General features: G+C 70.7%; 25 protein-coding genes. 7 read left to right on the top strand and 18 right to left on the bottom strand.

All coding sequences use genetic code 11. The features are described 5' to 3' along the window. Positions 1 to 4: 4 nt before the first annotated feature. Positions 5 to 484: a peroxiredoxin gene (locus E4F25_RS03465; RefSeq protein WP_140908841.1), complete on the bottom strand. Its 480-nt coding sequence runs from the start codon at positions 482 to 484 to the stop codon at positions 5 to 7. Between the two features lie 132 nt (positions 485 to 616). Here E4F25_RS03465 and E4F25_RS03460 point away from each other — a divergent pair, with 132 nt between their 5' ends. Next, on the top strand, positions 617 to 1525 hold the full coding sequence (locus tag E4F25_RS03460; protein WP_140908840.1) for a DnaJ C-terminal domain-containing protein: 909 nt from the start codon (positions 617 to 619) through the stop codon (positions 1523 to 1525). Positions 1526 to 1537: 12 nt separating this feature from the next. On the opposite strand, the gene pilH is transcribed toward E4F25_RS03460, so the two are convergent. From pilH to purB, 9 genes are all read right to left on the bottom strand, one after another. Next, positions 1538 to 1930 (bottom strand): twitching motility response regulator PilH, encoded by a 393-nt coding sequence (pilH, locus tag E4F25_RS03455; protein WP_140908839.1) that lies wholly within the window; start codon positions 1928 to 1930, stop codon positions 1538 to 1540. A gap of 39 nt (positions 1931 to 1969) precedes the next feature. Then, complete coding sequence (locus E4F25_RS03450) at positions 1970 to 2965, bottom strand: YhdH/YhfP family quinone oxidoreductase (protein ID WP_140908838.1); 996 nt, start codon at positions 2963 to 2965, stop codon at positions 1970 to 1972. Then, positions 2965 to 3558 (bottom strand): LOG family protein, encoded by a 594-nt coding sequence (locus tag E4F25_RS03445; protein WP_140910303.1) that lies wholly within the window; start codon positions 3556 to 3558, stop codon positions 2965 to 2967. Before E4F25_RS03445 ends, E4F25_RS03450 begins: the two co-directional genes overlap by 1 nt. A 9-nt stretch (positions 3559 to 3567) precedes the next feature. Next, the gene (gene lpdA / locus E4F25_RS03440; RefSeq protein ID WP_140908837.1) at positions 3568 to 4992 is read right to left on the bottom strand and encodes a dihydrolipoyl dehydrogenase; all 1425 of its coding nucleotides are present in this window, start codon (positions 4990 to 4992) and stop codon (positions 3568 to 3570) included. Between the two features lie 15 nt (positions 4993 to 5007). After that, positions 5008 to 6240, bottom strand: coding sequence for a dihydrolipoyllysine-residue succinyltransferase (gene sucB, locus E4F25_RS03435; protein WP_140908836.1), 1233 nt, complete (start codon positions 6238 to 6240; stop codon positions 5008 to 5010). Between the two features lie 24 nt (positions 6241 to 6264). Then, positions 6265 to 9090, bottom strand: coding sequence for a 2-oxoglutarate dehydrogenase E1 component (locus E4F25_RS03430; RefSeq protein ID WP_140908835.1), 2826 nt, complete (start codon positions 9088 to 9090; stop codon positions 6265 to 6267). Between the two features lie 81 nt (positions 9091 to 9171). Then, positions 9172 to 9669 (bottom strand): GNAT family N-acetyltransferase, encoded by a 498-nt coding sequence (locus E4F25_RS03425; protein ID WP_140908834.1) that lies wholly within the window; start codon positions 9667 to 9669, stop codon positions 9172 to 9174. Further along, a complete protein-coding gene (locus tag E4F25_RS03420; protein WP_407062823.1) occupies positions 9666 to 10892 on the bottom strand; it encodes a ribosomal protein uL16 3-hydroxylase in 1227 nt (408 codons plus the stop codon). The genes E4F25_RS03425 and E4F25_RS03420 overlap by 4 nt, the downstream gene beginning before the upstream one ends. Beyond that, positions 10889 to 12259: an adenylosuccinate lyase gene (purB, locus tag E4F25_RS03415; RefSeq protein WP_140908833.1), complete on the bottom strand. Its 1371-nt coding sequence runs from the start codon at positions 12257 to 12259 to the stop codon at positions 10889 to 10891. The genes E4F25_RS03420 and purB overlap by 4 nt, the downstream gene beginning before the upstream one ends. 67 nt (positions 12260 to 12326) lie before the next feature. Here purB and E4F25_RS03410 point away from each other — a divergent pair, with 67 nt between their 5' ends. Next, positions 12327 to 13730, top strand: a complete 1404-nt coding sequence (locus tag E4F25_RS03410) for a class II fumarate hydratase (RefSeq protein WP_140908832.1) — start codon at positions 12327 to 12329, stop codon at positions 13728 to 13730. Between the two features lie 7 nt (positions 13731 to 13737). Here the strand turns inward: E4F25_RS03410 and E4F25_RS03405 are convergent, their stop codons facing one another. The 6 genes from E4F25_RS03405 to E4F25_RS03380 are packed head-to-tail and all read right to left on the bottom strand — an operon-like array spanning position 13738 to position 17639. Beyond that, entirely contained in the window at positions 13738 to 14412 is a 675-nt protein-coding gene (locus E4F25_RS03405; protein ID WP_140908831.1) for a DUF2884 family protein, read from the bottom strand. 12 nt (positions 14413 to 14424) lie between these two features. Continuing rightward, on the bottom strand, positions 14425 to 15078 hold the full coding sequence (locus E4F25_RS03400; protein WP_140908829.1) for a hypothetical protein: 654 nt from the start codon (positions 15076 to 15078) through the stop codon (positions 14425 to 14427). A gap of 43 nt (positions 15079 to 15121) precedes the next feature. After that, positions 15122 to 16114 carry a hypothetical protein gene (locus E4F25_RS03395; protein ID WP_140908828.1) on the bottom strand — a complete coding sequence of 331 codons (993 nt, stop codon included), beginning with the start codon at positions 16112 to 16114 and terminating at the stop codon, positions 15122 to 15124. Continuing rightward, positions 16111 to 16989, bottom strand: a complete 879-nt coding sequence (locus E4F25_RS03390) for an ABC transporter ATP-binding protein (protein WP_140908826.1) — start codon at positions 16987 to 16989, stop codon at positions 16111 to 16113. Before E4F25_RS03390 ends, E4F25_RS03395 begins: the two co-directional genes overlap by 4 nt. Continuing rightward, a complete protein-coding gene (locus tag E4F25_RS03385) occupies positions 16986 to 17354 on the bottom strand; it encodes a GntR family transcriptional regulator (protein WP_140908825.1) in 369 nt (122 codons plus the stop codon). Before E4F25_RS03385 ends, E4F25_RS03390 begins: the two co-directional genes overlap by 4 nt. A gap of 3 nt (positions 17355 to 17357) precedes the next feature. Next, entirely contained in the window at positions 17358 to 17639 is a 282-nt protein-coding gene (locus tag E4F25_RS03380) for a hypothetical protein (RefSeq protein WP_140908824.1), read from the bottom strand. A gap of 211 nt (positions 17640 to 17850) precedes the next feature. On the opposite strand from E4F25_RS03380, the gene E4F25_RS03375 reads away from it, so the two are divergent. The 5 genes from E4F25_RS03375 (at position 17851) to E4F25_RS03355 (ending at position 21805) form a co-directional block, all read left to right on the top strand. Beyond that, positions 17851 to 18792, top strand: a complete 942-nt coding sequence (locus tag E4F25_RS03375) for an FKBP-type peptidyl-prolyl cis-trans isomerase (RefSeq protein WP_140908823.1) — start codon at positions 17851 to 17853, stop codon at positions 18790 to 18792. 63 nt (positions 18793 to 18855) lie between these two features. Then, entirely contained in the window at positions 18856 to 19620 is a 765-nt protein-coding gene (locus E4F25_RS03370) for an FKBP-type peptidyl-prolyl cis-trans isomerase (protein ID WP_140908822.1), read from the top strand. A 47-nt stretch (positions 19621 to 19667) separates the two neighbouring features. Further along, complete coding sequence (locus E4F25_RS03365; RefSeq protein WP_140908821.1) at positions 19668 to 21032, top strand: UDP-glucose dehydrogenase family protein; 1365 nt, start codon at positions 19668 to 19670, stop codon at positions 21030 to 21032. Between the two features lie 3 nt (positions 21033 to 21035). Further along, positions 21036 to 21254 (top strand): SlyX family protein, encoded by a 219-nt coding sequence (locus E4F25_RS03360; RefSeq protein WP_140908820.1) that lies wholly within the window; start codon positions 21036 to 21038, stop codon positions 21252 to 21254. Then, positions 21254 to 21805, top strand: coding sequence for a DUF2058 family protein (locus E4F25_RS03355; protein WP_140908819.1), 552 nt, complete (start codon positions 21254 to 21256; stop codon positions 21803 to 21805). The genes E4F25_RS03360 and E4F25_RS03355 overlap by 1 nt, the downstream gene beginning before the upstream one ends. Positions 21806 to 21812: 7 nt before the next feature. Here the strand turns inward: E4F25_RS03355 and metH are convergent, their stop codons facing one another. Continuing rightward, positions 21813 to 24494: a methionine synthase gene (metH, locus tag E4F25_RS03350; protein ID WP_140908818.1), complete on the bottom strand. Its 2682-nt coding sequence runs from the start codon at positions 24492 to 24494 to the stop codon at positions 21813 to 21815. Beyond that, positions 24491 to 25534, bottom strand: coding sequence for a homocysteine S-methyltransferase family protein (locus E4F25_RS03345; RefSeq protein WP_140908817.1), 1044 nt, complete (start codon positions 25532 to 25534; stop codon positions 24491 to 24493). Before E4F25_RS03345 ends, metH begins: the two co-directional genes overlap by 4 nt.

Genomic DNA, 25534 nt, shown 5'->3' with positions numbered 1-25534 from the left:
TCGCTCAGGGCAGTCGCGGGAGCACGTACTCGGCCGAGGACACCCGGAATTCGCCCGGGGCCTCGACCAGGACCTCGCGTACCACGCCGTCCTCGGCGTAGATGGCGTAGCGCTTGGAGCGCATTCCCATGCCGTAGGCGCTGGCATCCATCTCCAGCCCCAGCGCGCGGGTGAAGTCGCCGTTGCCGTCGGCCAGCACCATCATGCCCTCCGGGACGTGCTGGCTCTCGGCCCAGGCCTGCATCACGAACGGGTCGTTGACCGACACGCAGGCCACGTCCACGCCCTTGTCGCGGAAGGCGTCGAAATGCTCGACGAACCCCGGCAGGTGCTTCTCCGAGCAGGTCGGGGTGAACGCCCCGGGGACCGCGAAGATCACCACCTTGCGGTTGTCGAACAGCGCGCGGGTGTCGACGTTCTCGACGCCGTCGCGGATGCGCTGCAGCGTGGCTTCCGGCAAGCGGTCGCCGGCCTTGATGCTCATGGTCTCGCTCCTGTCGCTGGTCCCTTGCTGCCGCCAGTGTAGGCGGCCGCGGCCGGAAAAGGGCGTCAACACCCGCGTGCCGCGCGGCTGCGATAATGTGGGCCAACGTTCGGGCAAGGGCACGGGAGTTCCATGCAGTTCAAGGACTACTACGCGATCCTGGGCCTCGAGCCGAGCGCCGGCGAGGCGGAGATCAAGTCCGCCTATCGCCGGCTCGCGCGCAAATACCACCCCGACGTCAGCAAGGAGGCGGACGCCGAGGAGCGCTTCAAGGAGGTCAACGAGGCCTACGAGGCGCTGCGCGACCCGGCCAAGCGCAAGGCCTACGACCAGCTGCGCACGCGCGGCTACCGCCCCGGCGACGAGGTCCGGCCACCCCCGGGCGGGTTCGGACACGGCGGCGGCGGGCCGGAGGGCTTCGACTTCGAGGAGATCTTCGCCGGAGGCGGCGCGGGCGGCGGCTTCAGCGACTTCTTCGAGGAACTGTTCGGGCGCCGGCGCGGCGCGGCCGGCGGCTTCGGTGGCGGGCCGCGCGGCCCGCAGCCCTCGCGCGACACCCGCGCGCGACTGGCGGTCCCGCTGGAGGCGGTCTACAACGGCGACAGCGTGCGCATCGGCGTCAACGGCAAGACCCTGGAGGTGCGCGTGCCCAAGGGCGTGCGCCCGGGCCAGGCGATCCGGCTGGCGCGGCAGGGCGCGCAGGGCGGGGACCTGTACCTGGAGATCGAGTACGCCGCGCACCCGCAGTTCGAGGTGGACGGCCGCAACATCATCCACGTGCTGCCGGTGGCGCCCTGGGAGGCGGCGCTGGGCGCGACGGTCAGCGTGCCGACCCTGGGCGGGCCGGTCGAGCTGAAGATCCCCGCGGACTCGGAGGCCGGCCGCAAGCTGCGGCTGCGCGGCCGCGGCCTGCCGGGCACCCCGGCGGGCGACCAGATCGTCGAGCTGGAGGTGCTGGCGCCGCAGGCGACCACCGAAGCGCAGCGCAAGGCCTACGCTGCGCTGCGCGATGCGTTCGGGAGCGACTGGAAGCGGGCCTGAGCCCGCGAAGGATCAGGCCGCGGCCGGGCCCGGGTCGTCGCCGCTTCCCAGGGTCTCGAGGATGAGCTTGGCCAGCTCTTCCTCGCTGAAGGGCTTGGTGAGGTAGGCGCAGGCGCCCTGGCGCATGCCCCACATGCGGTCGGTCTCCTGGTCCTTGGTCGTCACCAGCACCACCGGGATGTGCTTGGTGGTCGGCTCGCGGGTGATCGAGCGCGTGGCCTGGAAGCCGTTGAGGTTCGGCATCACCACGTCCATCAGGATCAGGTCGGGGAGTTCCTTCTTGGCCAGTTCCACGCCGGCGGCGCCGTCCTCGGCGGTCAGCGCTTCGTGGCCGAGCTTCTCGACGATGCGGCGGATGCCCATCAGCTGCGAAGGGGAGTCGTCGACGATCAGGATGCGGGCCATGTTCGGTTTCCCATGGAGTCGTGGCGATTGTAGCGAAATCTACAGGCGGACCACGGTGCGGCCGAGCGAACCGCCCGCAAGCATGCCCTCGAACACCTCCGGCAGCTCGGCCAGCGTGGCCTCGCGGGTGCAGATGCGGTCCAGGCGTGCCGGTTTCCAGTCGCTGCCCAGCCGCGCCCAGATCTCCCCGCGGATGTCGCGCGCGGTCCCGGCGGAGGCCACGCCCAGCAGCGAGACGCCGCGGATGATGAAGGGCATGACCGTGGCTTGCAGCTCGGCGCTGGCGGCGAGGCCGGCGCTGGCGACGTTGCCGTAGGGCGCGGTCTGCGCGAGCAGGCTGGCCAGCATCGGGCCGCCGACGTTGTCGAGCCCGCCTCCGAAGCGCGCGGATTCCATCGGCCGGGTGGTGGACAGCGCGTCGCGGCCGTGGACCTCGCTGGCGCCCAGCGCGCGCAGGTAGTCGTGCTGGTCGGCCTTGCCGCTGATCGCGTGGACCTCGTAGCCGGCGCGGCTGAAGATGTCGACCGCGAGCGAGCCGACGCCACCGGTGGCGCCGGTGACGCAGAGCGGTCCCAGGTCCGGGGCCTGGCGGTTGTCCTGCATCCTGTACAGCGCCAGCGCGGCGGTGAAGCCGGCGGTGCCGATGACCATGCTCTCGCGCAGGTCGAGCCCGGCGGGCAGGGGGATCGCCCACCGCGCTTCCAGCCGCGCGTACTTCGAATAGCCGCCGTCGCGGGTCTCGCTGAGGCCGCAGCCGGTGACCAGCACCGGGTCGCCCTCGCGGAACCCGGGGTCGGTGGAGGCGACCACGTGCCCGGCGACGTCGATGCCGCCGACCAGCGGGAAGCGGCGCAGGATCTTGCCCTTGCCGGTGCCGGCCAGCGCGTCCTTGAAGTTGACCGAGGACCAGGCCGTCTCGATCACGACCTCGCCCGGGGAGAGCTGGTCGAGCGACACCCGTTCGATGCCGCTGCGGTAGCCGGCCGCGTCGTCGTGGATGCGGAATGCCTCGAACGCGGTGGGGACCGTCGCCATCAGCGCAACTCCTTGCGGCGTTTCTCGTCCAGCCATTTGTCGGCGTGCACCGGCCGGTATGCCCGCATCCACGCGAACAGCGCGTCGATGTCGTCGCCGTGCCACAGGTCGCGGCGCTGTTCGGCGTGCAGGAAGCGCTCGGCGACCATGCGGTCCATCATCGCGATCAGCGGGTCGTAGAAGTCGTCCACGTCGAGGAAGGCGCAGGGCTTGTCGCCGAGGCCGAGCTGGCGCCAGGTCAGCATCTCGAACATCTCGTCGAGGGTGCCGAAGCCGCCGGGCAGGGCGACGAAGGCGTCGGACAGGTCGAACATCCGCGCCTTGCGCTCGTGCATGCTGGCGACGACCTCGAGCCGGGTGACGCCGCGGTGGGCGACCTCCCAGCCGGCCAGCTGCTCGGGGATCACCCCGACCACCTCGCCGCCGGCCGCGAGCGCGGCGTCGGCGACGATGCCCATCAGCCCGACGTTGCCGCCGCCGTAGACCAGCGCCAGCCCTTCGCGCGCCAAGCGCGCGCCGAGCTGGGCGGCGCGTTCCGCGTAGGCCGGCCGCGAGCCGGCGTTCGAGCCGCAATAGACGCAGACCGAACGCAGGTCGGCCACTCAGTTCGCCTTGTGGATGGCTCGTTTGTGCACGGCCATGGCGGCGTCGTGCACGGCCTCGGACAGCGACGGGTGCGCGTGGCAGATGCGCGCCAGGTCGTCCGCGGAGCCCTTGAACTCCATCGTCAGCACGCCCTCGTGCACCAGCTCGGAGACGTTGGCGCCGACCAGGTGCATGCCGAGCACGCGGTCGGTTTCGGCGTGCGCGAGCACCTTCACGAAGCCCGCGGGCTCGGCCATCGCCACCGCGCGGCCGACCGCCGCGAACGGGAAGCTGCCGGCCTTGTACGGGATGCCGTCGGCCTTGAGCTGCTCCTCGGTCTTGCCGACCCAGGCGATCTCCGGCTCGGTGTAGATGACCCAGGGGATGGTCTCGAGGTTGACGTGGCCGGGCAGGCCGCCGATCAGCTCGGCCACCGCGATGCCTTCCTCGAAGCCCTTGTGCGCCAGCATCGGGCCGCGCACGCAGTCGCCGACCGCCCAGACGCCGTCGACGCCGGTGTGGCAATGCTCGTCGACCTCGATCATGCCTCGGTCGGTCAGCTTCACCCCGGTGCCGTCGGCCAGCAGGCCCTTGGTCGCCGGACGGCGACCGACGGCCACCAGCAGCTTGTCCACCACGATCTCCTGCGCCTCGCCCTTGGCGTCGGTATAGGCGACGTGCACGCCGTCCTTCTTCACTTCGGTGCCGGACACCTTGCAGCCGAGGCGGATGTCCAGGCCCTGCTTCTTGAACTCGCGCGCGGCGACCTTCGCCACCTCGGCGTCGGCGGCGGCAAGGAAGTTCGGCAGGCCCTCGAGGATCGTGACCTCCGAGCCCAGGCGGTTCCAGACGCTGCCCAGCTCCAGGCCGATCACGCCGGCGCCGATCACGCCCAGGCGCCTGGGCACCTTGTCGAAGTCGAGCGCGCCGACGTTGTCCACGATGTGCTCGCCGAACTTCGCGAACGGCAGCTCGATCGAGTCCGAGCCGGCGGCGAGGATCACGTTGGTGCCCTTGAGCTCGACGGTCTTGCCGTCGTGCTGCTTGACGCTGACCACGTTGCCGGGCTGGAGCTGGCCGAAGCCGTAGTACGGCGTGATCTTGTTGGCCTTGAACAGCTGCGCGATGCCGCCGGTGAACTGCTTCACGATCTTGTCCTTGCGGGCAACCATCGTGCCGACGTCCATCTTCGGCTTGTCGAAGCTGATGCCGTGCTCGCCGAAGATGTGGCCCATGTTCCAGAACTGGCGCGAGGAGTCCAGCAGCGCCTTGGACGGGATGCAGCCCACGCGCAGGCAGGTGCCGCCCAGGGCCGGCTTGCCGTCCTTGCCCAGCGCGGCGTCCACGCAGGCGACCTTCATGCCGAGCTGCGCGGCGCGGATCGCGGCGTGGTAGCCGGCCGGACCGGCACCGATGACGACGACGTCGAATTGTTCAGCCATTTCGATTCCTTGTCCTTACATGCCCAGCAGCATGCGATGCGGGTTCTCGAGCTGGTTCTTGATCTCCACCAGGAACAGCACCGCGTCCTTGCCGTCGATGATGCGGTGGTCGTAGCTCAGCGCGATGTACATCATCGGCGCGGCGACGACCTGGCCGTTCTCGACGATCGCGCGCTCCTTGATCGTGTGCATGCCCAGGATCGCGGACTGCGGCGGGTTGACGATCGGCGTGGACATCAGCGAGCCGAAGGTGCCGCCGTTGGTGATGGTGAAGGTGCCGCCCTGCAGGTCTTCGAGCTTGAGCTTGTTGTCGCGCGCGGCGGTGGCGTACTCGGCGATGTTGCGCTCGACGTCGGCGAACGACATCCGCTCGACGTTGCGCAGCACCGGCGTCACCAGGCCGCGGTCGGTGGAGACCGCGATCGAGATGTCGGCGTAGCCGTGGTAGATGATGTCGTCGCCGTCCACCGAGGCGTTGACCACCGGGAACTTCTGCAGCGCGTTGGCGGCGGCCTTGGCGAAGAAGCTCATGAAGCCGAGCTTGATGCCGTGCTCCTTCTGGAACTGCTCGCCGAGCTCCTTGCGCATGGCCATGACCTTGCCCAGGTTGACCTCGTTGAACGAGGTCAGCATGGCGATGGAGTCCTTCGACTGCATCAGGCGCTCGGCGATGCGCTTGCGGATGCGCGTCATCGGCACGCGCTCCTCGGGGCGGGCGCCGCCAATGCTTCCATCAGCATGCATGCCACCGGTGCGGCCGGCGGCGAAATTGACGATGTCTTCCTTGGTGACCGCGCCGCGGCGGCCGGTGCCCTCGACCTGCGAGGCGTCCACGCCCGAGGTCTCGGCGGCGAAGCGCGCGCCCGGGGGCAGGTCGGCGTTGCCGCCGGCGGCCGGCTTCGGCGCGACCGGCGCGGCGCCTGCCTGGGTCTTCCCGGCCTTGTCGGCGGCCTTCTCCTGCTTCGGCGCTTCTTCCTTCTTCGGCGCGTCCTCCTTCTTCGCCGGGGCGGCGCCTTCCTCGATCACCGCCAGCACCTGCTGGCTGGTCACGGTGGCGCCGGACTCGAAGCGGATCTCCTTGAGCACGCCGTCGACCGGCGAGGGCACCTCGAGCACGACCTTGTCGGTCTCCAGGTCGACCAGGTTCTCGTCGCGCGCGACCGCGTCGCCGACCTGCTTGTTCCAGGTCGCGATGGTGGCGTCGGAAACCGACTCGGGAAGGACGGGAACTTTGACTTCAGTGGCCATGGCGGGCGTCCTGCACAGTTGTGATCATTCCTCGACGACGTCGCCGTCGAGGGGATTGACGAGGGCGTCGGCGACCAGCTGTTCCTGTTCGGCGACATGTTCGGCGAAGTGTCCCACCGCCGGCGAGGGCGAGCGGGCGCGACCGGCGTAGTCGAGCACCTGACCCGGCTGCAGGCAGGCGCGCAGGTGGTGCTGGATCTGGTACCAGGCGCCCTGGTTCTGCGGCTCTTCCTGGCACCACACCACTTCCTTGGCGCCGTGCCGCTTGAGCTCGGCGACCAGCTGCGGGCGCGGGAACGGGTACAGCTGCTCCACGCGCACCAGCGCGACGTCCTTGATCTTGCGCTTCCGGGCTTCCTCGAGCAGGTCGTAGTAGACCTTGCCCGCGCACACCACCACGCGCCGGACCTTCTTCGCGGTCGCGGTGGTGTCCGGGATCAGCTCCTGGAACGCGCCGGTGGCCAGCTCGTCGAGCGTGGACACCGCCAGCTTGTGGCGCAGCAGCGACTTGGGCGTCATCACCACCAGCGGCTTGCGGGTGGCCATGTGCATCTGCCGGCGGATCATGTGGAAGTCCTGCGCCGGGGTGGTCGGGGCGCACACGATCATGTTGTCCAGCGCGCACAGCTGCAGGAAGCGCTCGAGCCGGGCCGAGCTGTGCTCGGGGCCCTGGCCCTCGTAGCCGTGCGGCAGGAACAGCGCCAGCCCGCACAGCCGGTTCCACTTGGCCTCGCCGGAGGACAGGAACTGGTCGATCACCACCTGCGCTCCGTTGGCGAAGTCGCCGAACTGCGCTTCCCAGATGTCCAGGGTCATCGGGTCGGCGGTGGCGTAGCCGTACTCGAACGCCATCACCGCCTCCTCGCTGAGCAGCGAGTCGATGATGGTGACGTCCTCCTCGTTCTTCGCCAGCGCGCGCAGCGGGAGGTATTCCTCGTGGCTGTCCTGGTCGTGCAGGATCGCGTGGCGGTGGAAGAAGGTGCCGCGGCCGGAGTCCTGGCCGACCAGGCGCAGGCGGTAGCCCTCGTCGACGAGGGTGGCGTAGGCCAGGTTCTCCGCGAAGCCCCAGTCGCCCGGCTGTTCGCCGGCGGCCATCTTCCTGCGGTCGTCGTAGATCTTGGCGACGCGCGAATGCAGCTTGATCCCGTCGGGAACGGTGTTGATCCGGGCGGCGAGCTCGTCGAGGCGCTTGCGCGCGACGCTGGTGTCCACCTTGTCGCCGAGCTTGCCGGCCAGGAACCGGGACCAGTCGACGGTCGGGCCGTCCGGCGCCTTCTCGACCACCTCGGTGGTGACCTCGCCCGCGTCCAGCTTGTCGCGGTACGCATCCACCATCGCCCTGGCGCCGCCGTCGTCGAGCACGCCCTCGGCCGCCAGGCGGTCGGCGTACAGCTCGCGGGTGGTCTTGTGCGCGCGGATCGTGCGGTACATCAGCGGCTGGGTCGCCGCCGGCTCGTCGGCCTCGTTGTGGCCGTGCCGGCGGTAGCAGACCAGGTCGATGACCACGTCCTTGGCGAAGCGCTGGCGGAAGTCGAACGCGAGCTCGGCGCAGAACGCCACCGCCTCGGGATCGTCGCCGTTCACGTGCAGCACCGGCGCGCCCACCATCTTGGCGACGTCGGTGCAGTAGAGGGTGGAGCGGGCGTCGTCGGCGTCGCTGGTGGTGAAGCCGATCTGGTTGTTGACCACGATGTGCACGGTGCCGCCGACGCGGAAGCCGCGGGCCTGCGACATCTGGAACAGCTCCATCACCACGCCCTGGCCGGCGAACGCGGCGTCGCCGTGGATCAGCACCGGCATCACCTGCTTGCGCTCGCTGTCGCCGCGGCGGAGCTGGCGCGAGCGCACGCTGCCGGCGACCACCGGGTCGACGATCTCCAGGTGCGAGGGGTTGAAGGCCAGCGCCAGGTGCATCGGGCCGCCGGGGGTGCCGATGTTGGCGCTGAAGCCCATGTGGTACTTCACGTCGCCGGTGTGGGCGCGGTCGCTGGGCTGGTCGAACTTGCCCTCGAACTCGTCGAACAGCTTGCGCGGCGGCTTGCCCAGGGTGTTGACCAGGACGTTGAGGCGGCCGCGGTGGGCCATGCCGATGACCGCGTCGCGGACGCCGGCGGTGCCGGCGCGGCGCAGCATGACGTCCAGCATCGGGATCAGGCTGTCGCCGCCCTCCAGCGAGAAGCGCTTCTGGCCGACGTACTTGGTGTGCAGGTAGCGCTCCAGGCCCTCGGCGGCGGTAAGCCGCTCCAGGATCCGCAGCTTGTCTTCCTTCGAGCGGCCGTAGTCGCCGCCGGCGGCTTCGAGCCGCTCGTACATCCACCGGCGCTGCTCGGCGTCGGTGATGTGCATGAACTCGGCGCCGATGCTGCCGGTGTAGGTCGCTTTGAGCAGCGACAGCAGCGCGTCGAGCTGCATGCGCTCGCGGCCGGCGACGCCGCCGGTGAAGAACTCGCCCTTCAGGTCGGCCTCGGAGAGACGGTGGAAGGCCAGGGTCAGGTCCGGGGCATCCGGCTTCGCGGCCATGCCCAGCGGGTCCAGGTCGGCCCCGAGGTGCCCGCGCGAGCGGTAGGCGGTGATCAGCTTGCCGACCGCGCGGTCGCGGTCGTCGCCGGTGCCGGTGGCGACCGGGGCGACCCCGCGGGCGGCCTCGCGCCCGGCGCGGGCCACGGCCTCGGCGATGGCGGAGTGGGGGACGTCGCCCGCTTCGCGGCCCTTGAAGCCGTCGAACCAGGCCTTCCACTTGGGCCCGACGCTGTCGGGGGCGACCAGATACTGCTCGTACAGGTCCTCGATGTACGCGGCGTTGGCGCCGAGCTGCGAGGACTGCGCAAACTGCTTCAGGGGACTGTCCACTATGGGATCGGCAAGCTCGAAGAGTGGGGGACGGAACGGGCGTTGCAACCTGCAATTATAGCCGGAGGGCGCGCCGGTCGGTCAGGGGGCATGAACCGTCCCGGACCGTGCGGTGCGGTCTTCCGCGGGCCCCAGCCGCATGCCCTGGTGTTCGATCCCGGCCTCCATGAAGCGCGGCCCGTCCTCGACGAAGCCGAGGCGTCGATAGAACCCGATCACGGGCGCCTGCGCATGCAGCATCGGCCGCTCCCAGCCGCGGCCGCGTGCCTCCGCCAGCAGGGCCTGCAGCAGCGCCGCGCCGACGCCATGGCCGCGCCACGCCGGCAGCACCGCCATGCGCCCGATCCGCGCCGGAAGCCCTTCGCCGGGCGGGACCAGCCGCCCGGTGCCGATCGCGTCGCCGGCCTGCGTGCGCGCCAGCACGTGCACGCAGGCGGGGTCGAGCGCATCGTGCTCCAGCGCCACCGGCACGCCCTGTTCGCGCACGAACACGGCATCGCGCACTGCGTGCAGCGCGTCGCGCGCCGCGTCGTAGCCGACGGTGTCCACGCGGAAGGACGCGCCCGCGTAGCCGCTCATTCTTCCTCGTCCGCCGGGAAGCGGTAATGGCCGGCCTCGAGCAGCGCGAACACCGCATCGCGCCCGGCGGGGGACAGCGCGGCGTAGAGGGCGCCGTCCACGGTGGCCGCGCCCGCGATGCGGCGCGCGTCGGCGACCGGCAGGGCGAAGCCCTCGCCGTTGGCGAACAGGCGCGCACCCTTGCGCATGCGCCGCCAGGCCATGCGGCTCAGCGGATGGCGATGCAGCGCGATGCCGGCGTGCTCGAGCTGGTACTCGAGCTCGATCCGCGGCGGTACCGGGCCCGGGGCCACCTCGCCCGGGCTGCGATAGCGGGTGATGAAGCCGCCGAACCAGTCGGAGAGCCGGTCGCGGCCGTCCATGCGCAACAGGTTCAGGGCCTCGAGCACGCGCGCCATCGCGGCGTCGTCGATCTCGTGGGGGTCGGCCGCGGGTGCCAGGTCCGGGTCGCGGTAGCGCAGCGCCTCGTCGGCCTCGGCGGCGAGGGTGTCCACGTAGTCGCCCAGCAACTCGGCGGCGGACGGCGCGCGCATGCCGACCGAGAAGGTCAGGCAGGCGTCCTCGGCCACCCCGTGGTGGGGGACGCCGGGCGGCAGGTAGAGCATGTCGCCGGGCCCGAGCACCCAGTCGTGGGTCGGGCGGAACTCGCGTAGCAGCTTCAGTTCGACGTCGTCGCGGAACGCGAGCGGCGGATTGTCTCCGGCATCGATCTGCCAGCGCCGGTGGCCCTGGGCCTGCAGCAGGAACACGTCGTACTGGTCCACGTGCGCGCCGACCGAGCCGCCCGGCGCCGCGAACGACACCATGACGTCGTCGATGCGCCAGCGCGGCAGGAAACCGAATTGCGGCAGCAGCGCGGCAACGTCGGCATCCCACTTGTCCACGTCCTGCACCAGCAGGGTCCAGTCGTGGTGGGGCAGGGTCGGGAACAGTTCCTCGGGGAACGGGCCGGTGCGCAGCTGCCAGCGGTCGCGTTCGCGGTCGTGCATCACGATCCGCGACAGCGCCAGCTCCTCGCAGGCCAGCCCGGCGAGGTCCTCCGGCGACAGCGGCGATTCGAAGCCCGGGAAGGCGTTGCGCACCAGCAGCGGCCGCTTCTGCCAGTAGTCGCGCAGGAAATCCGCGGGCGGCATGCCCAGCGGCGGCAGCTCGCTGCCGTCCACCTCGATCGACGGGACCTTTGCCGGGACCTTGCGCCGCTGCCTGGCCACGGCCGTGCTCAGGCTTCGCGCGCGAGCCGCGCCGCGAGGCCGGTGTAGTCCGCCGGCGACAGCGCCAGCAGCCGCTGCCTGGCGTCCGCCGGCAGGTCGAGGCCTTCGACGAAGGCGCGCATGGATGCGGCGGTGATGCCCTGGCCCCGGGTCAGCGCCTTGAGCTGCTCGTACGGGTTGGGCAGGCCGTGCCGGCGCATCACCGTCTGCACCGCCTCGGCCAGCACTTCCCACGCGGCGTCGAGGTCGGCCGCCAGTCGCTCCGGGTTGGCCGAGAGCTTGCCCAGCCCCTTCCGCAGCGAGGCGAGCCCGACCAGCGCGTGGCCGAAGGCAGTGCCCAGCGCGCGCAGCACGGTGGAATCGGTGAGGTCGCGCTGCCAGCGGCTGATTGGCAGCTTGGCCGCGAAGTGCTCGAACAGCGCATTGGCGATGCCGAAGTTGCCTTCCGCGTTCTCGAAGTCGATCGGGTTGACCTTGTGCGGCATGGTCGAGCTGCCGACCTCGCCGGCCTTCACCGCCTGGCGGAAGTAGCCGAGCGAGATGTAGCCCCAGACGTCGCGGCACAGGTCCACCAGGATGGTGTCCACGCGCTTCATCGCGTCGCACAGTTCGGCGATGCCGTCGTGGGGTTCGATCTGGGTGGTGTACGGCTGCCAGGACAGGCCCAGGCCCTCGACGAAGCGGCGCGAGAACGCCGGCCAGTCCACTTCGGGGTAGGCGACCACGTGGGCGTTGTAGTTGCCGACCGCGCCGTTGATCTTGCCCGGCATCGGCAGGCCCGCCAGCACCTCGCGCTGGCGCTGCAGGCGCGCGACCACGTTGGCGATCTCCTTGCCGACGGTGGTCGGCGAGGCGGTCTGGCCGTGGGTACGCGAGAGCATCGGCAGCGCGGCGTGCTCGTGGGCCATCGCGCGCAGCGTCGCGATGACGCCGTCGAGTTCGGGCAGCATCACCGCGTCGCGCGCCTCGCGCAGCATCAGCGCGTAGGACAGGTTGTTGATGTCCTCGCTGGTGCAGGCGAAGTGCACGAACTCGAGCGCCGGCGCCAGCGCCGCGTCGTCCTGCAGGCGTTCCTTGATGAAGTACTCGACCGCCTTGACGTCGTGGTTGGTGGTGCGCTCGATCTCCTTGACCCGCGCCGAATCGGCGGTGGAGAAGCCTTCCGCGAGGGCGCGGAGGCGGGCGGCGGTGGCCTCGTCGAAGGGCGCCAGCTCGACGATCCCGGGCTCGGCCGCCAGCGCCAGCAGCCATTCCAGTTCCACCCGCACGCGGGCGTGGACCAGGCCGTGCTCGGAGAACACCGGGCGCAGCGCGTCGACCTTGTCCGCGTAGCGGCCGTCGAGCGGGGAAAGAGCGAGCAGGGCGGCGTTTTCGGTCATCCGCGGATTCTATCCCGACCGGCGCATGCCTCCCACGGGGGTATGCTCGGGCGGGAGGAGCGTGCACATGGCCAGGAAAAACGGATCGAGCGGTGGATTCCGCATCGAACACGACAGCATGGGCGAGCTGAGGGTGCCCGCCGATGCGCTGTGGGGGGCGCAGACCCAGCGCGCGGTCGAGAACTTCCCGATCTCGGGACGGCCGATGCCGCGCGGCTTCATCCGCGCGCTCGGGCTGGTCAAGGCCGCGGCCGCCGAGGTCAACGCCGGGCTCGGCCTGCTGCCGAAGACGCGCGCGACGGCGATCCGCCGCGCTGCGCTGCAGGTCGCGGCCGGGGAGCACGACGCGCACTTCCCGATCGACCTCTACCAGACCGGCTCCGGCACCTCGAGCAACATGAACGCCAACGAGGTGATCGCCACCCTGGCCACGCGCGGCGGCCGCGCCAGGATCCACCCCAACGACGACGTCAACCTGGGCCAGAGTTCCAACGACGTGATCCCGACCGCGCTGCGCGTCTCGGCGCAGCTGGCCGTGGTCGAGGACCTGCAGCCCGCGCTCAGGCACCTGCGCAGGACCATCGAGCGGCGCGCGCGGGGCCTGGGCAAGGTCACCAAGACCGGGCGGACCCACCTGATGGACGCGATGCCGCTGACCTTCGCCCAGGAGTTCGGCGCCTGGGCCTCGCAGCTCGGGTCGGCCGAGGGGCGCATCGCCGATGCGCTGAAGCGGTTGCGGCGGCTGCCCATCGGCGGCACCGCGATCGGCACCGGCATCAACGCCCACCCGCGTTTCGGCAGGGCGATGGCGCAGGCGCTGTCGAAACTGGGGGGCACGAAGTTCGAGCCTGCCGCGGACAAGTTCGAAGGCCTGGCCTCGCAGGACGACGCGGTGGAACTGTCCGGCCAGCTCAACGTGCTGGCGGTGGCGCTGATGAAGATCGCCAACGACCTGCGCTGGATGAATTCCGGGCCGCTCGCCGGCCTGGGCGAAGTCGAGCTGCCGGCGCTGCAGCCGGGCTCGTCGATCATGCCGGGCAAGGTCAATCCGGTGGTCCCGGAAGCGGCGTGCATGGTCTGCGCGCAGGTGATGGGGCACCACGCGGCGGTGACGGTCGCGGGCGCGAGCGGCAACTTCCAGCTCAACGTGATGCTGCCGCTGATCGCGGGCAACCTGCTGGACTCGATCGGCCTCCTGTCGAACACCATGCGCCTGCTGGCGGACACGGTGATCGCGGGCCTGAAGGTGCGCCGCGACAACGTATCGGCGGCGCTCGATCGCAACCCGATCCTGGTGACCGCGCTCAATCCGATCATCGGTTACGAGAAGGCGGCGGCGATCGCCAAGCGTGCGTATCGCGAGGGCAGGCCGGTATTCGACGTCGCGGTCGAGGACAGCGGCCTGCCGGCGGCGGAGTTGCGGCGCCTGCTGGACCCCGGGGCGCTGACGCGTGGCGGGATCCAGGGCTGAGCCCGGGCTAGGCGGCTGCTTCCGCCTCGGCCTCCTCGAGTTCCTCGAGGCAGTCGTCGACATCATCCTGGGTCATGGTCGCGTAGGGCGCGAACTCGGGCAGCGACGCGGCGAGCTGCTGCTGGGTCGCCAGCATCGGCGGCAGCCGCCGGCACAGCACCAGCGCCTCGGCCTTCAGCTTGTCGGCCTCGGCCTCGACCCGCTTCTCCAGGTCCTCGGTGTTGCCCGACAGGATCGAGCCGACCGCGTGGGTGAGCGCGACCTCGGCCAGGCCCACGCCCTTGCCGCCGATGGCGATGCCGGCGTCGGCCACCGCGATCACCTGTTCGCGGTACTGCAGCAGCAGCGCGCGCTGGTCGTCGTCGATCGCCACCGCCTTGCCCTCGATCAGCAGGTCGCCCTGCGGGGTGATCTCGGCCTTGGGCAGCCCGCGGTCGTCGGCGCCGGGTCCGTAGCGCTTGCCGTTGACGCTGACCTGGGGACCCTCGGCGCCGAGCGAGAGGTTGCCCTCGCGCAGTTCCTTGCGCGCCTCCTCGAGGCTGCGGTCGATGGTCCTGGCGATGAAGCCGCGCTCGCGGCTGTCGGCATCGGCACCGGCGTCGGCCGCGGGGCGGTTGCAGCCCGCGAGCATCGGCAGGCCGGCGATCGCCAGCGCGAGGATGGTTGTGCGTAGCAGGTTCATGGCTCCTCCGGGTCAGCGTGCGGCGAATTCGGTGCGGACATCCTGCTCGCATTCCTCGATGTCGCGCTGGTCGAGGGTCGCGTAGGGGCGGAACTGCGGCAGGCTGGCGGCGAGTTCCTGCTGCGCGTCCATCACCTCCGGCAGCTGCCGGCAGATGGCCAGCACCGCCGGCTGCACGTGTTCGGCGACCATCCGCTCGACCTTGCGGTCCAGGGTGCCGGTCATGGCGCGGAAGGCGAGGCTGATCCACGAGCCCTGGACCGCGTCGAGGGCGGCTTCGGCGCTCTTCTCGCCGATCTCGATGCCGGCCAGCGCAATGCCGATGACGCGGCCGCGGTAGGCCAGCAGCTGGCGGCGCTGGCGGGCGTCGACCTCCTGCGCCTCGCCCTCGACCAGGAAATCGCCCTCGGGGGTGATTTCGGCCTTGGGGAGGTCCCTGGTCGCCGCGTCGTGGCGGCCGAAGCTCAGGCTGTTGTCCACGCGCAGGTTCCCGGTCTGCAGTTCATGGCGGGCCTTGGCCATCTCGGCGCGCACTTCCTTGCGCGCCTCGGCCAGTTCCTGGCGGATTTCGTTGCCGATGTCGGAGGGCGCGGCCTGCGCGGCGGGGGCGGCGATCGCCGGCAGGGCCAGGCAGGCGCCGAGGACGGCGGTGCGGAGCAAAGTCATGGTGGTGTCCTGTGTGTTGGTCGGGGGACGGGCGGGGAGGTGCTCAGCCCTCGTCCCGCCACCTGCGCAGGCGGATGGCGCCGAAGATCATGGCGGCGCCGGCGACCGCGCCGATCCACAGCTGCGGGGTGAGCAGCGTCCCGTAGCTGGCCTTCAGCAGCGCGGCACCGGCCAGCGAATCCACGTCCTGCAGGCCGTCGGCGACGGTGAACCAGGCGCCGGGCACCGCGCTCAGCAGCGAGCGGCCGACCACGTTGCTCCAGAACCAGCCCGTGGGCAGGTCGAACAGCTGCATCAGGTCGAACCAGCTGACGAAGATGCCGGCGAACAGCGGGATCATGATCGCCCACAGGAACGGCTTGCCCTTGGCCCAGGCCGAGCACAGCAGCAGCCAGCCGACGGTGGGCAGCGCCCACAGCGCGTACACCGGGAGCACCGCCAGGGTCTGTCCGGCGATGGATAGCGGGCTGGCCGGGCCGAGCACCATGGTGAACGGGTTGCCGCCGTGGACCAGCACGAACAGGCTGATCACCAGCAGGAAGCCGAGCATGGTCAGGAGCGCGGCGCCGATCGCCATCAGCGGCGCGACCACGGTCGCGGTCGCGACCTTCGACAGCACGGTCTGCGCGTCGGACAGCGGCAGCGACTTCCAGAACAGCACGCTGCGGTCCTTGCGTTCGTCGTAGAGCGCGCCGAGGCAGTAGAAGAAGACCACGAACGCGAGCACGATGAACGGCCAGCTCGCGGCCATCATCAGCCCGGCGTCGATGCCGTTGCCGAGCTTCTCCAGGTCGCCGGCATCCATGTCCGCGGAGATCTGCGAGAAGTCGATGCCGTTGAACTGGACGCCATCGACCTGCATGCCGTTGCCGGCGCGGCGCATGGCCATCTCGCCGACGCCGAAGCCCATCAGCGACAGCAGCAGGAACACGCCGCCGGCGATCAGCGGGGCGAGCAGGAAGCCGCCCCGGTGCTCCCAGTACTCGCGGCGCAGGAGCAGCGGGAACTTGTTGGTGGAATGCGCGGTGACGTTCATGCGTAGGTTCCCTTCATGGTGGCGACGAACAGGTCGGCCAGGCCCGGGACGCGGGTTTCGCCGAAGCCCGAGAGTTGCGTGCGCGGCACGCCGTCGAACAGCATCACGGTCTTGCCGAAGGGCAGGGCGCGCTCGTCGATCGGCGAGAGCGCACGCGCCGCCTCGAGCTGGCCGGCGTCCACCAGCACTTCGGTGTAACGCTCGCCGACCTCGTCCATCGGCGCCGACAGCACCATGCGGCCGTCGCGGATGAACAGCACGTCGGTCAGGATGTGCTCGACCTCCTCGACCTGGTGGGTGGTGATGAGGATGGTCTTCTCCTCGTCGAAGTAGTCCTCCAGCAGGCGCTGGTAGAACTGCTTGCGGTAGAGGATGTCGAGGCCGAGGGTGGGCTCGTCGAGCACCAGCAGCCTGGCGTCGATCGCCATCACCAGGGCCAGGTGCAGCTGCACGATCATGCCCTTGGACAGCTCGCGGACGCGGGCGTCCATCTTCAGCTGGGTGTTGGCGAGGAAGCGCTCGCAGCGGGCGCGGTCGAAGCGCGGGTGCACGCCGGCGACGAAGTCGATGGCCTGGCCGACCCGGATCCAGCGCGGAAGCACCGCGACGTCGGCGATGAAGCACACGTCGTTCATCAGTTCGTCGCGCTGGCTGCGCGGGTCGCGGCCGAGCACCGCCAGCTCGCCCTGGAACGGGATCAGGCCGAGGATGGCCTTGAGCGCGGTGGTCTTGCCGGCGCCGTTGGGGCCGACCAGGCCGACGATGCGCCCGGGGGCGATGTCGAAGCTGGCGCCGTCGAGGGCGACCTTGTTGCGGTAGGCCTTGCGCAGTCCGCGCGCGCTGACCACGGCGGAGCGGGTGTCGACGGCGTTCATCGGCTGCCTCCCTTGAGCGGCGCGAGCAGGGCCTGCATGTCCAGGCCGAGGCGCTGGATGCGCTCGAGCACGAGCGGCCATTCCTCGGTGAGGAACCGGTCGCGCTCGCTGGAGAGGAGCTTCTTCGATGCTTCTTCGGTCACGTACATGCCAAGTCCCCTGCGTTTCTCCACGAGGGCCTCGTCCGCCAGTTCCTGGTAGGCGCGCGAGACGGTGATCGGATTGAGCTGGTATTCGGCCGCCACCTGCCGCACCGAGGGCAGGGCGTCGCCGGGCTTGAGCACCCCGTCGAGCATCATCGCGATCACCCGCTCCTTGAGCTGGCGGTAGATCGGTGCGCTGTCGTTCCACTGGACCTGGGCCATGGCTCAGCTCCCGGTGACGCGGCGCAGGCCGCCCTGCGCGAACGAGAAGTAGGGCATCGCCAGCGCGGCCCGGTGGTTGCGGCGCACATGGTCGGCGGCCTTGGCTTCCGTCCGGGCACTGTCGCGGTCGGAGTCGAGCGCCGGCACCTGGTCCGCGTTGGCGGCCACGTGCAGACCCGGCGGCGCCGGTTCGGGAATGGCCGGGTTCCCGGCGACGAGGAGGAGACCGAACACGGCGACGGTCGCTGTGAGCGCCTGGACGGTGTGCTGGAGCTTGCGGTTCATGGTGGTCGTCCTGCTCTGGGGGACTGGTGTTGTATGCAACTATAACACCTAGACACAGGCGGTCAACCCCCGGCTACCCCAACTGATGGCAGGGGTCCCGGCTGGGTCCGGGGGCGCGCCGGGGCTGGATTGCCGGGCGCGCCCCGGGCCGCGACAATAGGCGGCGATCCGCACCACGCCGCGACCGCGCGGCCCACAGGAGTGTTCCCCGATGAAGCCTTTCCTGCGCGGCTCCGCCGCGTTGTTGCTGTCCGTGGCCGGGCTGGCCCTTGCCCCGCGGGCCGTCGCCGCCCAGGACGCGCCGCTGGCCACCGATCGCGATCGCGCCAGCTACGCGGTGGGCGTGGACGTGGGCAGCTCGCTGCAGCCGATCGCGGCCGAGCTCGACCAGGCCGCGCTGGAGCGCGAGATCCGCAAGCTGTTCGACGGCGGCGAGCCGAGCCTGGCGCCGGCCGAGGCGCAGCAGGTGGATACCGCGCTGCGCGCCACCCTGGCCGCGCGCAGCGGCGCGCCCGGCGCGCCCGCGTCGCCGCAGGCGGTGGACCGCGCCAAGGTCGGCCAGCTGGTCGGCGGCTACATCGTCGGCCCCTCGCTGCTGCCGATCGCGGACGAACTCGACGTCGCGGTGTTCATGCGCGGACTGGGCGATGCCGCCGACGGCGGCAAGCTGGCGATGCCGGCCGAGCAGGTGCAGCAGGTGCTGGCGGCGTTCGGCGAGCGCGTGCGCGAGCGCGCCCGCCGGGAAGCCGAGGCGCTGGCTTCGAAGAACAAGACCGAAGGCGCCGCCTTCCTGGCCCGGAACCGCGGCGAGAAGGGCGTGTTCGCGACCGCGTCCGGCCTGCAGTACATGGTGCTGCGCCAGGGCAGCGGCCCGCGCCCGAAGCCCACCGACACCGTGCGCGTGAACTACGAGGGCCGGCTGCTGGACGGCACCGTGTTCGACAGCTCCTACGAGCGCGGCGAGCCGGTGGAATTCCCGCTCTCGGGGGTGATCCCGGGCTGGACCGAAGGCCTCGGGCTGATGCCAGTCGGCGCCAAGTACCGCTTCTGGATCCCCGCCGAGCTCGGCTACGGCGCCACCGGCACGCCCGGCGGCCCGATCGGCCCGAACGCGACCCTCGTGTTCGACGTGGAACTGCTCGCCATCCCGTGATGACCGTGCGTTGAGGGCCACTGCGCGACGGTGGCCTACCGACCGCCCCCCTGGAGCATTCCCATGCATGACCTGAAACGACTGGCCGCGGGCCTGCTGCTGGCGACGCTGGTGCTGGCTGGCTGCAACCGCGACGCCGACGGCGAGGCCGCCGCGAAGGACGCCGCGGCCGCCAAGCCGGCGAGCGCCGATGGCGAGGCGATCCCCGGGCTGCCGACGGAGAAGGACCGGGTCAGCTACATGGTCGGCATGGCGCTGGCGCGCCAGTTCGAGCCGATCCGCGACGAGCTCGACGTGGACGTCGTGGTCAAGGCGCTCAAGACCTCGCTGGAAGGCGGCGAACTGCTGATGACCGAGGAACAGGCGCAGCAGGTCGGCGCCGCGTTCGAGCAGAAGGTGCGCGACGCGCAGGTCGAGAAGATGCAGGCAGACGCGCGCGCCAACGCCATCGCCGGCCAGGCGTTCCTGGCGGAGAACGCGGGCAAGCCGGACGTGCAGGTGACCGAGTCCGGGCTGCAGTATCAGGTGCTCGAGCCGGGCACGGGCCCGCGCCCGTCGCGCGACGACACCGTGCGCGTCAACTACACCGGCAAGCTGCTGGACGGCACCGTGTTCGACGGCAACGCGGGGCAGGGCGGCCCGGTGGACTTCCCGCTCGGCCAGGTCGTGCCGGGCTGGCAGGAAGGCATCTCGTTGATGCCGGTCGGCAGCAAGTACCGTTTCTGGATCCCGCCCGAGCTGGCCTACGGCGAGATGGGCACGCCCGGCGGCCCGATCCCGCCGAACGCCACGCTGGTGTTCGAGGTCGAGCTGGTCGGCATCGAGTGAGCCGACCGGATTGACTCGCACCGATTGAACCAAGGGGAAGCGGCAGGATGCGCGTTGCGATCTTCGGAACCGGTTACGTCGGCCTGGTGACCGGCACCTGCCTGGCGGAAGTCGGGCATGACGTGGTCTGCGTGGACGTGGACGAGGCCAAGGTGGAAGGGCTGCGCCGCGGCGAGGTCCCGATCTACGAGCCCGGGCTCGAACCGATGGTCCGTGCCAACCATGCCGAGGGCCGGCTGCACTTCACCACCGACGCCGCCGAAGCGGTCGCGCACGGGCGCCTGGTGTTCATCGCCGTGGGCACGCCGCCGGACGAGGACGGCAGCGCCGACCTGCAGTACGTGCTGGCGGTCGCGCGCACCATCGGCGAGCACATGACGCGGCCGCTGGTGGTGGTCAACAAGTCCACGGTGCCGGTGGGCACCGCCGACAAGGTGCGCGAGACCATCGCCACCACGTTGGCGGAGCGCGGCGTGGACATCGCCTTCGAGGTGGTCTCGAACCCGGAATTCCTGAAGGAGGGTGCCGCGGTCGAGGACTGCATGCGCCCGGACCGGATCGTGATCGGCGCAGACAGCGACGAGGCGGTCGAGCGGCTGCGCCGGCTGTACGCGCCGTTCAACCGCAACCGCGACCGCATCGTGGCGATGGACGTGCGTTCGGCGGAGCTGACCAAGTACGCGGCCAACGCGATGCTGGCGACCAAGATCAGCTTCATGAACGAGATCGCCAACATCGCCGAGAAGGTCGGCGCCGACGTCGAGCACGTGCGTCGCGGCATCGGCTCGGACCAGCGCATCGGCTGGCACTTCATCTATCCGGGCGCCGGCTACGGCGGCTCCTGCTTCCCCAAGGACGTGCAGGCGCTGGCGCGCACCGCGCAGCAGCACGGCCACGCGCCGCGCCTGCTGGAGGCGGTCGAGGCGGTGAACGCGGCCCAGAAGGGGCACCTGTTCGAACTCGTGCAGCGGCATTACGACGCCGGCGAGGACGAGGGCGTGCGCGGCAAGACCTTCGCGGTCTGGGGGCTGGCGTTCAAGCCCGACACCGACGACATGCGCGAAGCGCCCAGCCGCAGGCTGCTGCAGCAACTGTGGGACGCGGGCGCGCGCGTCCGCGCCTACGACCCCGAAGCCGCGCGCGAGGCGCGCCGCGTGTTCGGCCAGCGCGACGGGCTGGTGTTGTGCGAGTCGGCGGCCGAAGCGCTCGAGGGCGCGGATGCGCTGGTGGTGGTCACCGAGTGGAAGCAGTTCCGCAGCCCCGACTTCGAGCAGCTCGCGCTGGCGCTGCGCGACCGCGTGCTGTTCGACGGGCGCAACCTGTACGACCCGGCCGAAGTCGAGGAGGCCGGACTGGCGTACTACGGCGTCGGCCGCGGGCGCTCCGTCGCCGGCGCGCGCGCGGGGCAGTAGGCAATGGCCGGAGACGCGCTCGAACAGCGGCTGGTGGAACTGGAGACGCGGCTCGCGTTCCAGGAACAGGCGCTGCAGGAACTCAGCGACGCCCTCGCCGAGACCCGGCTCGAGGCCGCGCGCACGGCGGAACTGTTGCGCAACGCCGTACAGGAATTGAAACTCGCGCGCGGCGGCCTGGCCGCCGATCCCGCCAGCGAACCACCGCCTCCGCACTACTGATGAGCGACTCCCTACGCGACCAGCTGCTCGGCCTCGGCTTCAAGCCGCAGCCCAAGCCCGTCCGCAAGCCCGAACGCAAGGGCGAGCGCAAGCCGCCGCGCGCGGCAGCGAAGGCGGCCCCGCGCCCGCCGCGCAAGCCGACGCCGCAAGGCGACATCGACCTGGCCAAGGCCTACGCGATCCGTGCGCAGAAGGAGAAGGAGGAGCGGATCGAGGCCGAGCGCCGCAAGCAGGAGGCCGCGCGCGAGCGGCGCGAGGCGCGCGCGAAGCTGGCCGCGTTCCTGCAGGGCAAGGCGCTGAACGACGCGCAGGCGGAGATCGCGCGGCACTTCGAGTACGGCGGCAAGATCAAGCGCATTCACGTCACCGAGGCGCAGCTCAAGGCGCTCAACGCCGGCGAGCTCGGCGTGGTCCAGCTCGACGGGCGCTACCTGCTGGTGGACGTGGCGACGCTGGACGAAGCCGCGGCGATCTTCCCCGCCTGCGTCGCGCTCCGGGTCGACCCGGACGCCCCGGTCGAGGACGACATCCCCCCCGACCTGGTGTGGTGAGGGCCGCCTACTCCGGGTCGTAATCCAGGTTCGAGGCCAGCAGCCGCTCGGCCTGCTGCAGGCTGACGCCCTTGCGCCGCGCGTAGTCGGCGACCTGTTCCTTGGACAGCCGCCCGACCACGAAGTACTGGCTGCGCGGATGGCTGAAGTACCAGCCCGACACCGCCGCCGCCGGGTACATCGCGAAATGGTCGGTCAGGGTGATGCCGGTGTTCGCGGTCGCGTCCAGCAGTCGGAACAGGGTCTGCTTCTCGCTGTGCTCGGGGCAGGCCGGATAGCCCGGGGCCGGGCGGATGCCGCGGTATTTCTCGGCGATCAGGGCGTCGGTGTCGAGCGCCTCGTCGGCGGCATAGCCCCACAGCTCCTTGCGCACGTGTTGGTGGATGCGCTCGGCCAGGGTCTCGGCGAGGCGGTCGGCCAGCGCCTTGAGCAGGATCGCGTTGTAGTCGTCGTGTTCGGCGCGGAAGCGCTCCAGGTGCGGTTCGATGCCGTGCCCCGCGGTGACCGCGAAGCCGCCGATCCAGTCGCGCACGCCGCTGTCCTTCGGCGCGACGAAGTCGGCCAGGCACAGGTTGGGGCGTTCCGGCGGCTTGTCCGCCTGCTGGCGCAGGAAGTGCAGCACGGTGCCGTCGTCGAGCTGGACGTCGTCGCCGATGGAAGCCGCGGGCCAGAAACCGACCACGGCCTTCGCGGTCAGCCACTTCTCCGCCACCAGCCGGTCGAGCATCTCGCGGGCGTCGGCGAACAGCTCGCGCGCCTGCGGCCCGACGACGTCGTCGTCGAGGATCGCCGGGTACCTGCCGGCCAGTTCCCAGGCGTTGAAGAACGGCCCCCAGTCGATCAGCTCCACCAACTCGCCGAGCGGGTAGTCGTCGAAGACGGTGATGCCGGGCTGCTTCGGCTCCGGCGGCACGTACGCGTCCCAGCCGCCGTCGAAGGCGCGGCTGCGCGCGTGCGCCAGGGAAACGAGGCGCTTGCCGCCTTCCTTGTTGCGGTGGCGCTCGCGGATCTCGGCGTAGTCGGCCTCGTTGGCGGCGACGAAGGCGTCGCGCAACTCCTTCGAGACCAGCGACTGGGCGACGTTGACCGCGCGCGAGGCGTCCTTGACCCAGATCGTCGCCGACTTGTAGTGCGGGTCGATCTTCAGCGCGGTGTGCGCGCGCGAGGTGGTGGCGCCCCCGATCAGCAGCGGGATGGTGAAGCCCTGGCGCTGCATCTCCTTCGCGACGTGGCCCATTTCCTCCAGCGACGGCGTGATCAGCCCGGACACGCCGATCATGTCCGCGTTCTCCGCCTTCGCCGTGTCCAGGATCTTCTGCGCCGGCACCATCACTCCCAGGTCCACGACCTCGAAGTTGTTGCAGGCCAGGACCACGCCGACGATGTTCTTGCCGATGTCGTGGACGTCGCCCTTGACGGTCGCCATCACGATCTTGCCGTTCGACTTGCCGGTGTCCCCGGTGCGCGCCTTTTCGGCCTCGATGTAAGGCAGCAGGTGGGCCACGGCCTTCTTCATCACCCGCGCCGACTTGACCACCTGCGGCAGGAACATCTTGCCGGCGCCGAACAGGTCGCCGACCACGTTCATGCCGTCCATCAGCGGGCCCTCGATCACGTCCAGCGGACGTGCCGCCTGCAGCCGCGCCTCCTCGGTGTCATCGACCACGTACTGGTCGATGCCGTGCACCAGCGAATGGGCCAGGCGCGCGCGCACGTCGCTGTCGCGCCAGGCCAGGTCCTCGACCTTTTTTTCGCCCTTCCTGCCCTTGAAGCGGTCCGCGATCTCGAGCAGGCGCTCGGTCGCGTCCTTCCGGCGGTTCAACACCACGTCCTCGACCCGCTCGCGCAGTTCCGGGTCGAGCTCGTCGTACAGGGGCAGGGCGCCCGCGTTGACGATGCCCATGTCCATCCCGGCGCGGATCGCGTGGTACAGGAACACCACGTGGATCGCCTGGCGCACGGGCTCGTTGCCGCGGAACGAGAACGAGACGTTGGAGACGCCGCCGGAGACGTGGCATAGCGGGAAGCGCCGGCGCAGCTCGCGCGCGGCCTCGATGAAAGCGACGCCGTAGTCGTCGTGCTCCTCGATGCCGGTGGCGATCGCGAAGCAGTTGGGGTCGAAGATGATGTCCTCGGGCGGGAACCCGGCCTGCGTGGTCAGCAGTTCGTAGGCCCGCGAGCAGATCGCGACCTTGCGCTCGGCGGTGTCGGCCTGGCCTTCCTCGTCGAAGGCCATCACCACCACCGCGGCGCCGTAGCGGCGCACCAGCCGCGCCTGGCGCAGGAACTCGGCCTCGCCTTCCTTCATCGAGATCGAGTTGACGATGCCCTTGCCCTGGAGGCACTTGAGCCCGGCCTCGATCACGTCCCAGCGCGAGGAGTCCACCATCACCGGCACCCGCGCGATGTCGGGCTCGGCCGCGATCAGGTTGAGGAAGGCGACCATCGCCGCCTTCGAGTCGAGCATGCCCTCGTCCATGTTGACGTCGAGCACCTGGGCGCCGTTCTCCACCTGCTGGCGCGCGACCGCGACCGCCTCGTCGAAGCGGCCCTCGAGGATCAGCTTCTTGAACCTGGCCGAACCGGTGACGTTGGTGCGCTCGCCGACGTTGATGAAGTTCGATTCGGGCGTGATCTGCAGCGGTTCCAGCCCGCTCAGGCGGGTGTTGCGGGCCAGCACCGCGCTCATGCCGCCTCCGCCAGCGCCGGCACCGCGCGGGGCGGCAGCCCGTCGACCGCGGCCGCGATCGCGGCGATGTGCTCCGGGGTGGTGCCGCAGCAGCCGCCCACCAGGTTGAGCAGGCCGGCCTCCGCGAAGCCGCGCAGGTCCGCGGCCATGTCCCCGGGGGTCTCGTCGTAGCCGCCGAACGCGTTCGGCAGGCCGGCGTTGGGATGCGCGCTGACCCGGGTGTCGGCGACCTGCGCGAGCACGTCCACGTGCTGGCGCAGTTCCTTGGCGCCGAGCGCGCAGTTGAGGCCGATGGACAGCGGCCGCGCGTGGCGCAGCGAATACCAGAAGGCTTCCGCGGTCTGCCCCGACAGGGTCCGCCCCGAGGCGTCGGTGATGGTTCCGGAAATCATGACCGGCACCCGGCCGCCGGCCGCCTCGAACACGTCGTCGATCGCGAACAGCGCCGCCTTGGCGTTGAGGGTGTCGAAGATGGTCTCGACCATCAGCAGGTCGGCACCGCCCTCGAGAAGGCCGGTGGCTGCTTCGCGGTAGGCCGCGGCGAGTTCGTCGAAGGAGGTGGCGCGGTAGCCGGGCCGGTTGACGTCCGGGCTCAGCGACGCGGTGCGGCTGGTCGGGCCGAGCACGCCGACCGCGAAGCGCGGCCGCGAGGGGTCGGCCGCCTCGGCGGCGGCGCAGGCCTCGCGCGCCAGCCGCGCGCCCTCGCGGTTGAACTCCCGGGCCAGCTCCTGCATGCCGTAGTCGGCGAGCGAGATCGTGGTGGAGTTGAAGGTGTTGGTCTCGACCAGGTCGGCGCCGGCGTCGAGGTAGGCGGCGTGGATCGCCGAGATGATCTCCGGCCGGGTCAGCGACAGCAGGTCGTTGTTGCCGCGCTGGTCGTGGCCGGCATCGGCGAAGCGCTCGCCGCGGTAGTCGGCCTCCTCCAGCCCGTGGCGCTGGATCATGGTGCCCATGGCGCCGTCGAGCACCAGGATGCGGCGGGAGAGGGCCGATTCGAGCGCGGCGACGCGGTCGGGGTGGAGCCAGGGAAGGGGGTTCAT

It is taken from the genome of Cognatiluteimonas lumbrici, assembly GCF_006476065.1.
Lineage (GTDB): Bacteria > Pseudomonadota > Gammaproteobacteria > Xanthomonadales > Xanthomonadaceae > Cognatiluteimonas > Cognatiluteimonas lumbrici.
The sequence above is the reverse complement of the archived record's forward strand: the minus strand, read 5'-3'. Positions and strand labels throughout refer to the sequence as shown.

Coding starts and splice junctions, on each gene's coding strand:
- purB (WP_140908833.1), bottom strand. CDS start 12,259: ATGACCGAAAACGCCGCCCTGCTCGCTCTTTCCCCGCTCGACGGCCGC.
- lpdA (WP_140908837.1), bottom strand. CDS start 4,992: ATGGCTGAACAATTCGACGTCGTCGTCATCGGTGCCGGTCCGGCCGGC.
- E4F25_RS03460 (WP_140908840.1), top strand. CDS start 617: ATGCAGTTCAAGGACTACTACGCGATCCTGGGCCTCGAGCCGAGCGCC.
- E4F25_RS03450 (WP_140908838.1), bottom strand. CDS start 2,965: ATGGCGACGGTCCCCACCGCGTTCGAGGCATTCCGCATCCACGACGAC.
- E4F25_RS03395 (WP_140908828.1), bottom strand. CDS start 16,114: ATGAACGTCACCGCGCATTCCACCAACAAGTTCCCGCTGCTCCTGCGC.
- pilH (WP_140908839.1), bottom strand. CDS start 1,930: ATGGCCCGCATCCTGATCGTCGACGACTCCCCTTCGCAGCTGATGGGC.
- metH (WP_140908818.1), bottom strand. CDS start 24,494: ATGAGCGCGGTGCTGGCCCGCAACACCCGCCTGAGCGGGCTGGAACCG.
- sucB (WP_140908836.1), bottom strand. CDS start 6,240: ATGGCCACTGAAGTCAAAGTTCCCGTCCTTCCCGAGTCGGTTTCCGAC.
- E4F25_RS03355 (WP_140908819.1), top strand. CDS start 21,254: ATGAGCGACTCCCTACGCGACCAGCTGCTCGGCCTCGGCTTCAAGCCG.
- E4F25_RS03365 (WP_140908821.1), top strand. CDS start 19,668: ATGCGCGTTGCGATCTTCGGAACCGGTTACGTCGGCCTGGTGACCGGC.
- E4F25_RS03380 (WP_140908824.1), bottom strand. CDS start 17,639: ATGAACCGCAAGCTCCAGCACACCGTCCAGGCGCTCACAGCGACCGTC.
- E4F25_RS03390 (WP_140908826.1), bottom strand. CDS start 16,989: ATGAACGCCGTCGACACCCGCTCCGCCGTGGTCAGCGCGCGCGGACTG.
- E4F25_RS03360 (WP_140908820.1), top strand. CDS start 21,036: ATGGCCGGAGACGCGCTCGAACAGCGGCTGGTGGAACTGGAGACGCGG.
- E4F25_RS03410 (WP_140908832.1), top strand. CDS start 12,327: ATGGCCAGGAAAAACGGATCGAGCGGTGGATTCCGCATCGAACACGAC.
- E4F25_RS03405 (WP_140908831.1), bottom strand. CDS start 14,412: ATGAACCTGCTACGCACAACCATCCTCGCGCTGGCGATCGCCGGCCTG.
- E4F25_RS03375 (WP_140908823.1), top strand. CDS start 17,851: ATGAAGCCTTTCCTGCGCGGCTCCGCCGCGTTGTTGCTGTCCGTGGCC.
- E4F25_RS03385 (WP_140908825.1), bottom strand. CDS start 17,354: ATGGCCCAGGTCCAGTGGAACGACAGCGCACCGATCTACCGCCAGCTC.
- E4F25_RS03370 (WP_140908822.1), top strand. CDS start 18,856: ATGCATGACCTGAAACGACTGGCCGCGGGCCTGCTGCTGGCGACGCTG.
- E4F25_RS03400 (WP_140908829.1), bottom strand. CDS start 15,078: ATGACTTTGCTCCGCACCGCCGTCCTCGGCGCCTGCCTGGCCCTGCCG.
- E4F25_RS03425 (WP_140908834.1), bottom strand. CDS start 9,669: ATGAGCGGCTACGCGGGCGCGTCCTTCCGCGTGGACACCGTCGGCTAC.
- E4F25_RS03465 (WP_140908841.1), bottom strand. CDS start 484: ATGAGCATCAAGGCCGGCGACCGCTTGCCGGAAGCCACGCTGCAGCGC.
- E4F25_RS03345 (WP_140908817.1), bottom strand. CDS start 25,534: ATGAACCCCCTTCCCTGGCTCCACCCCGACCGCGTCGCCGCGCTCGAA.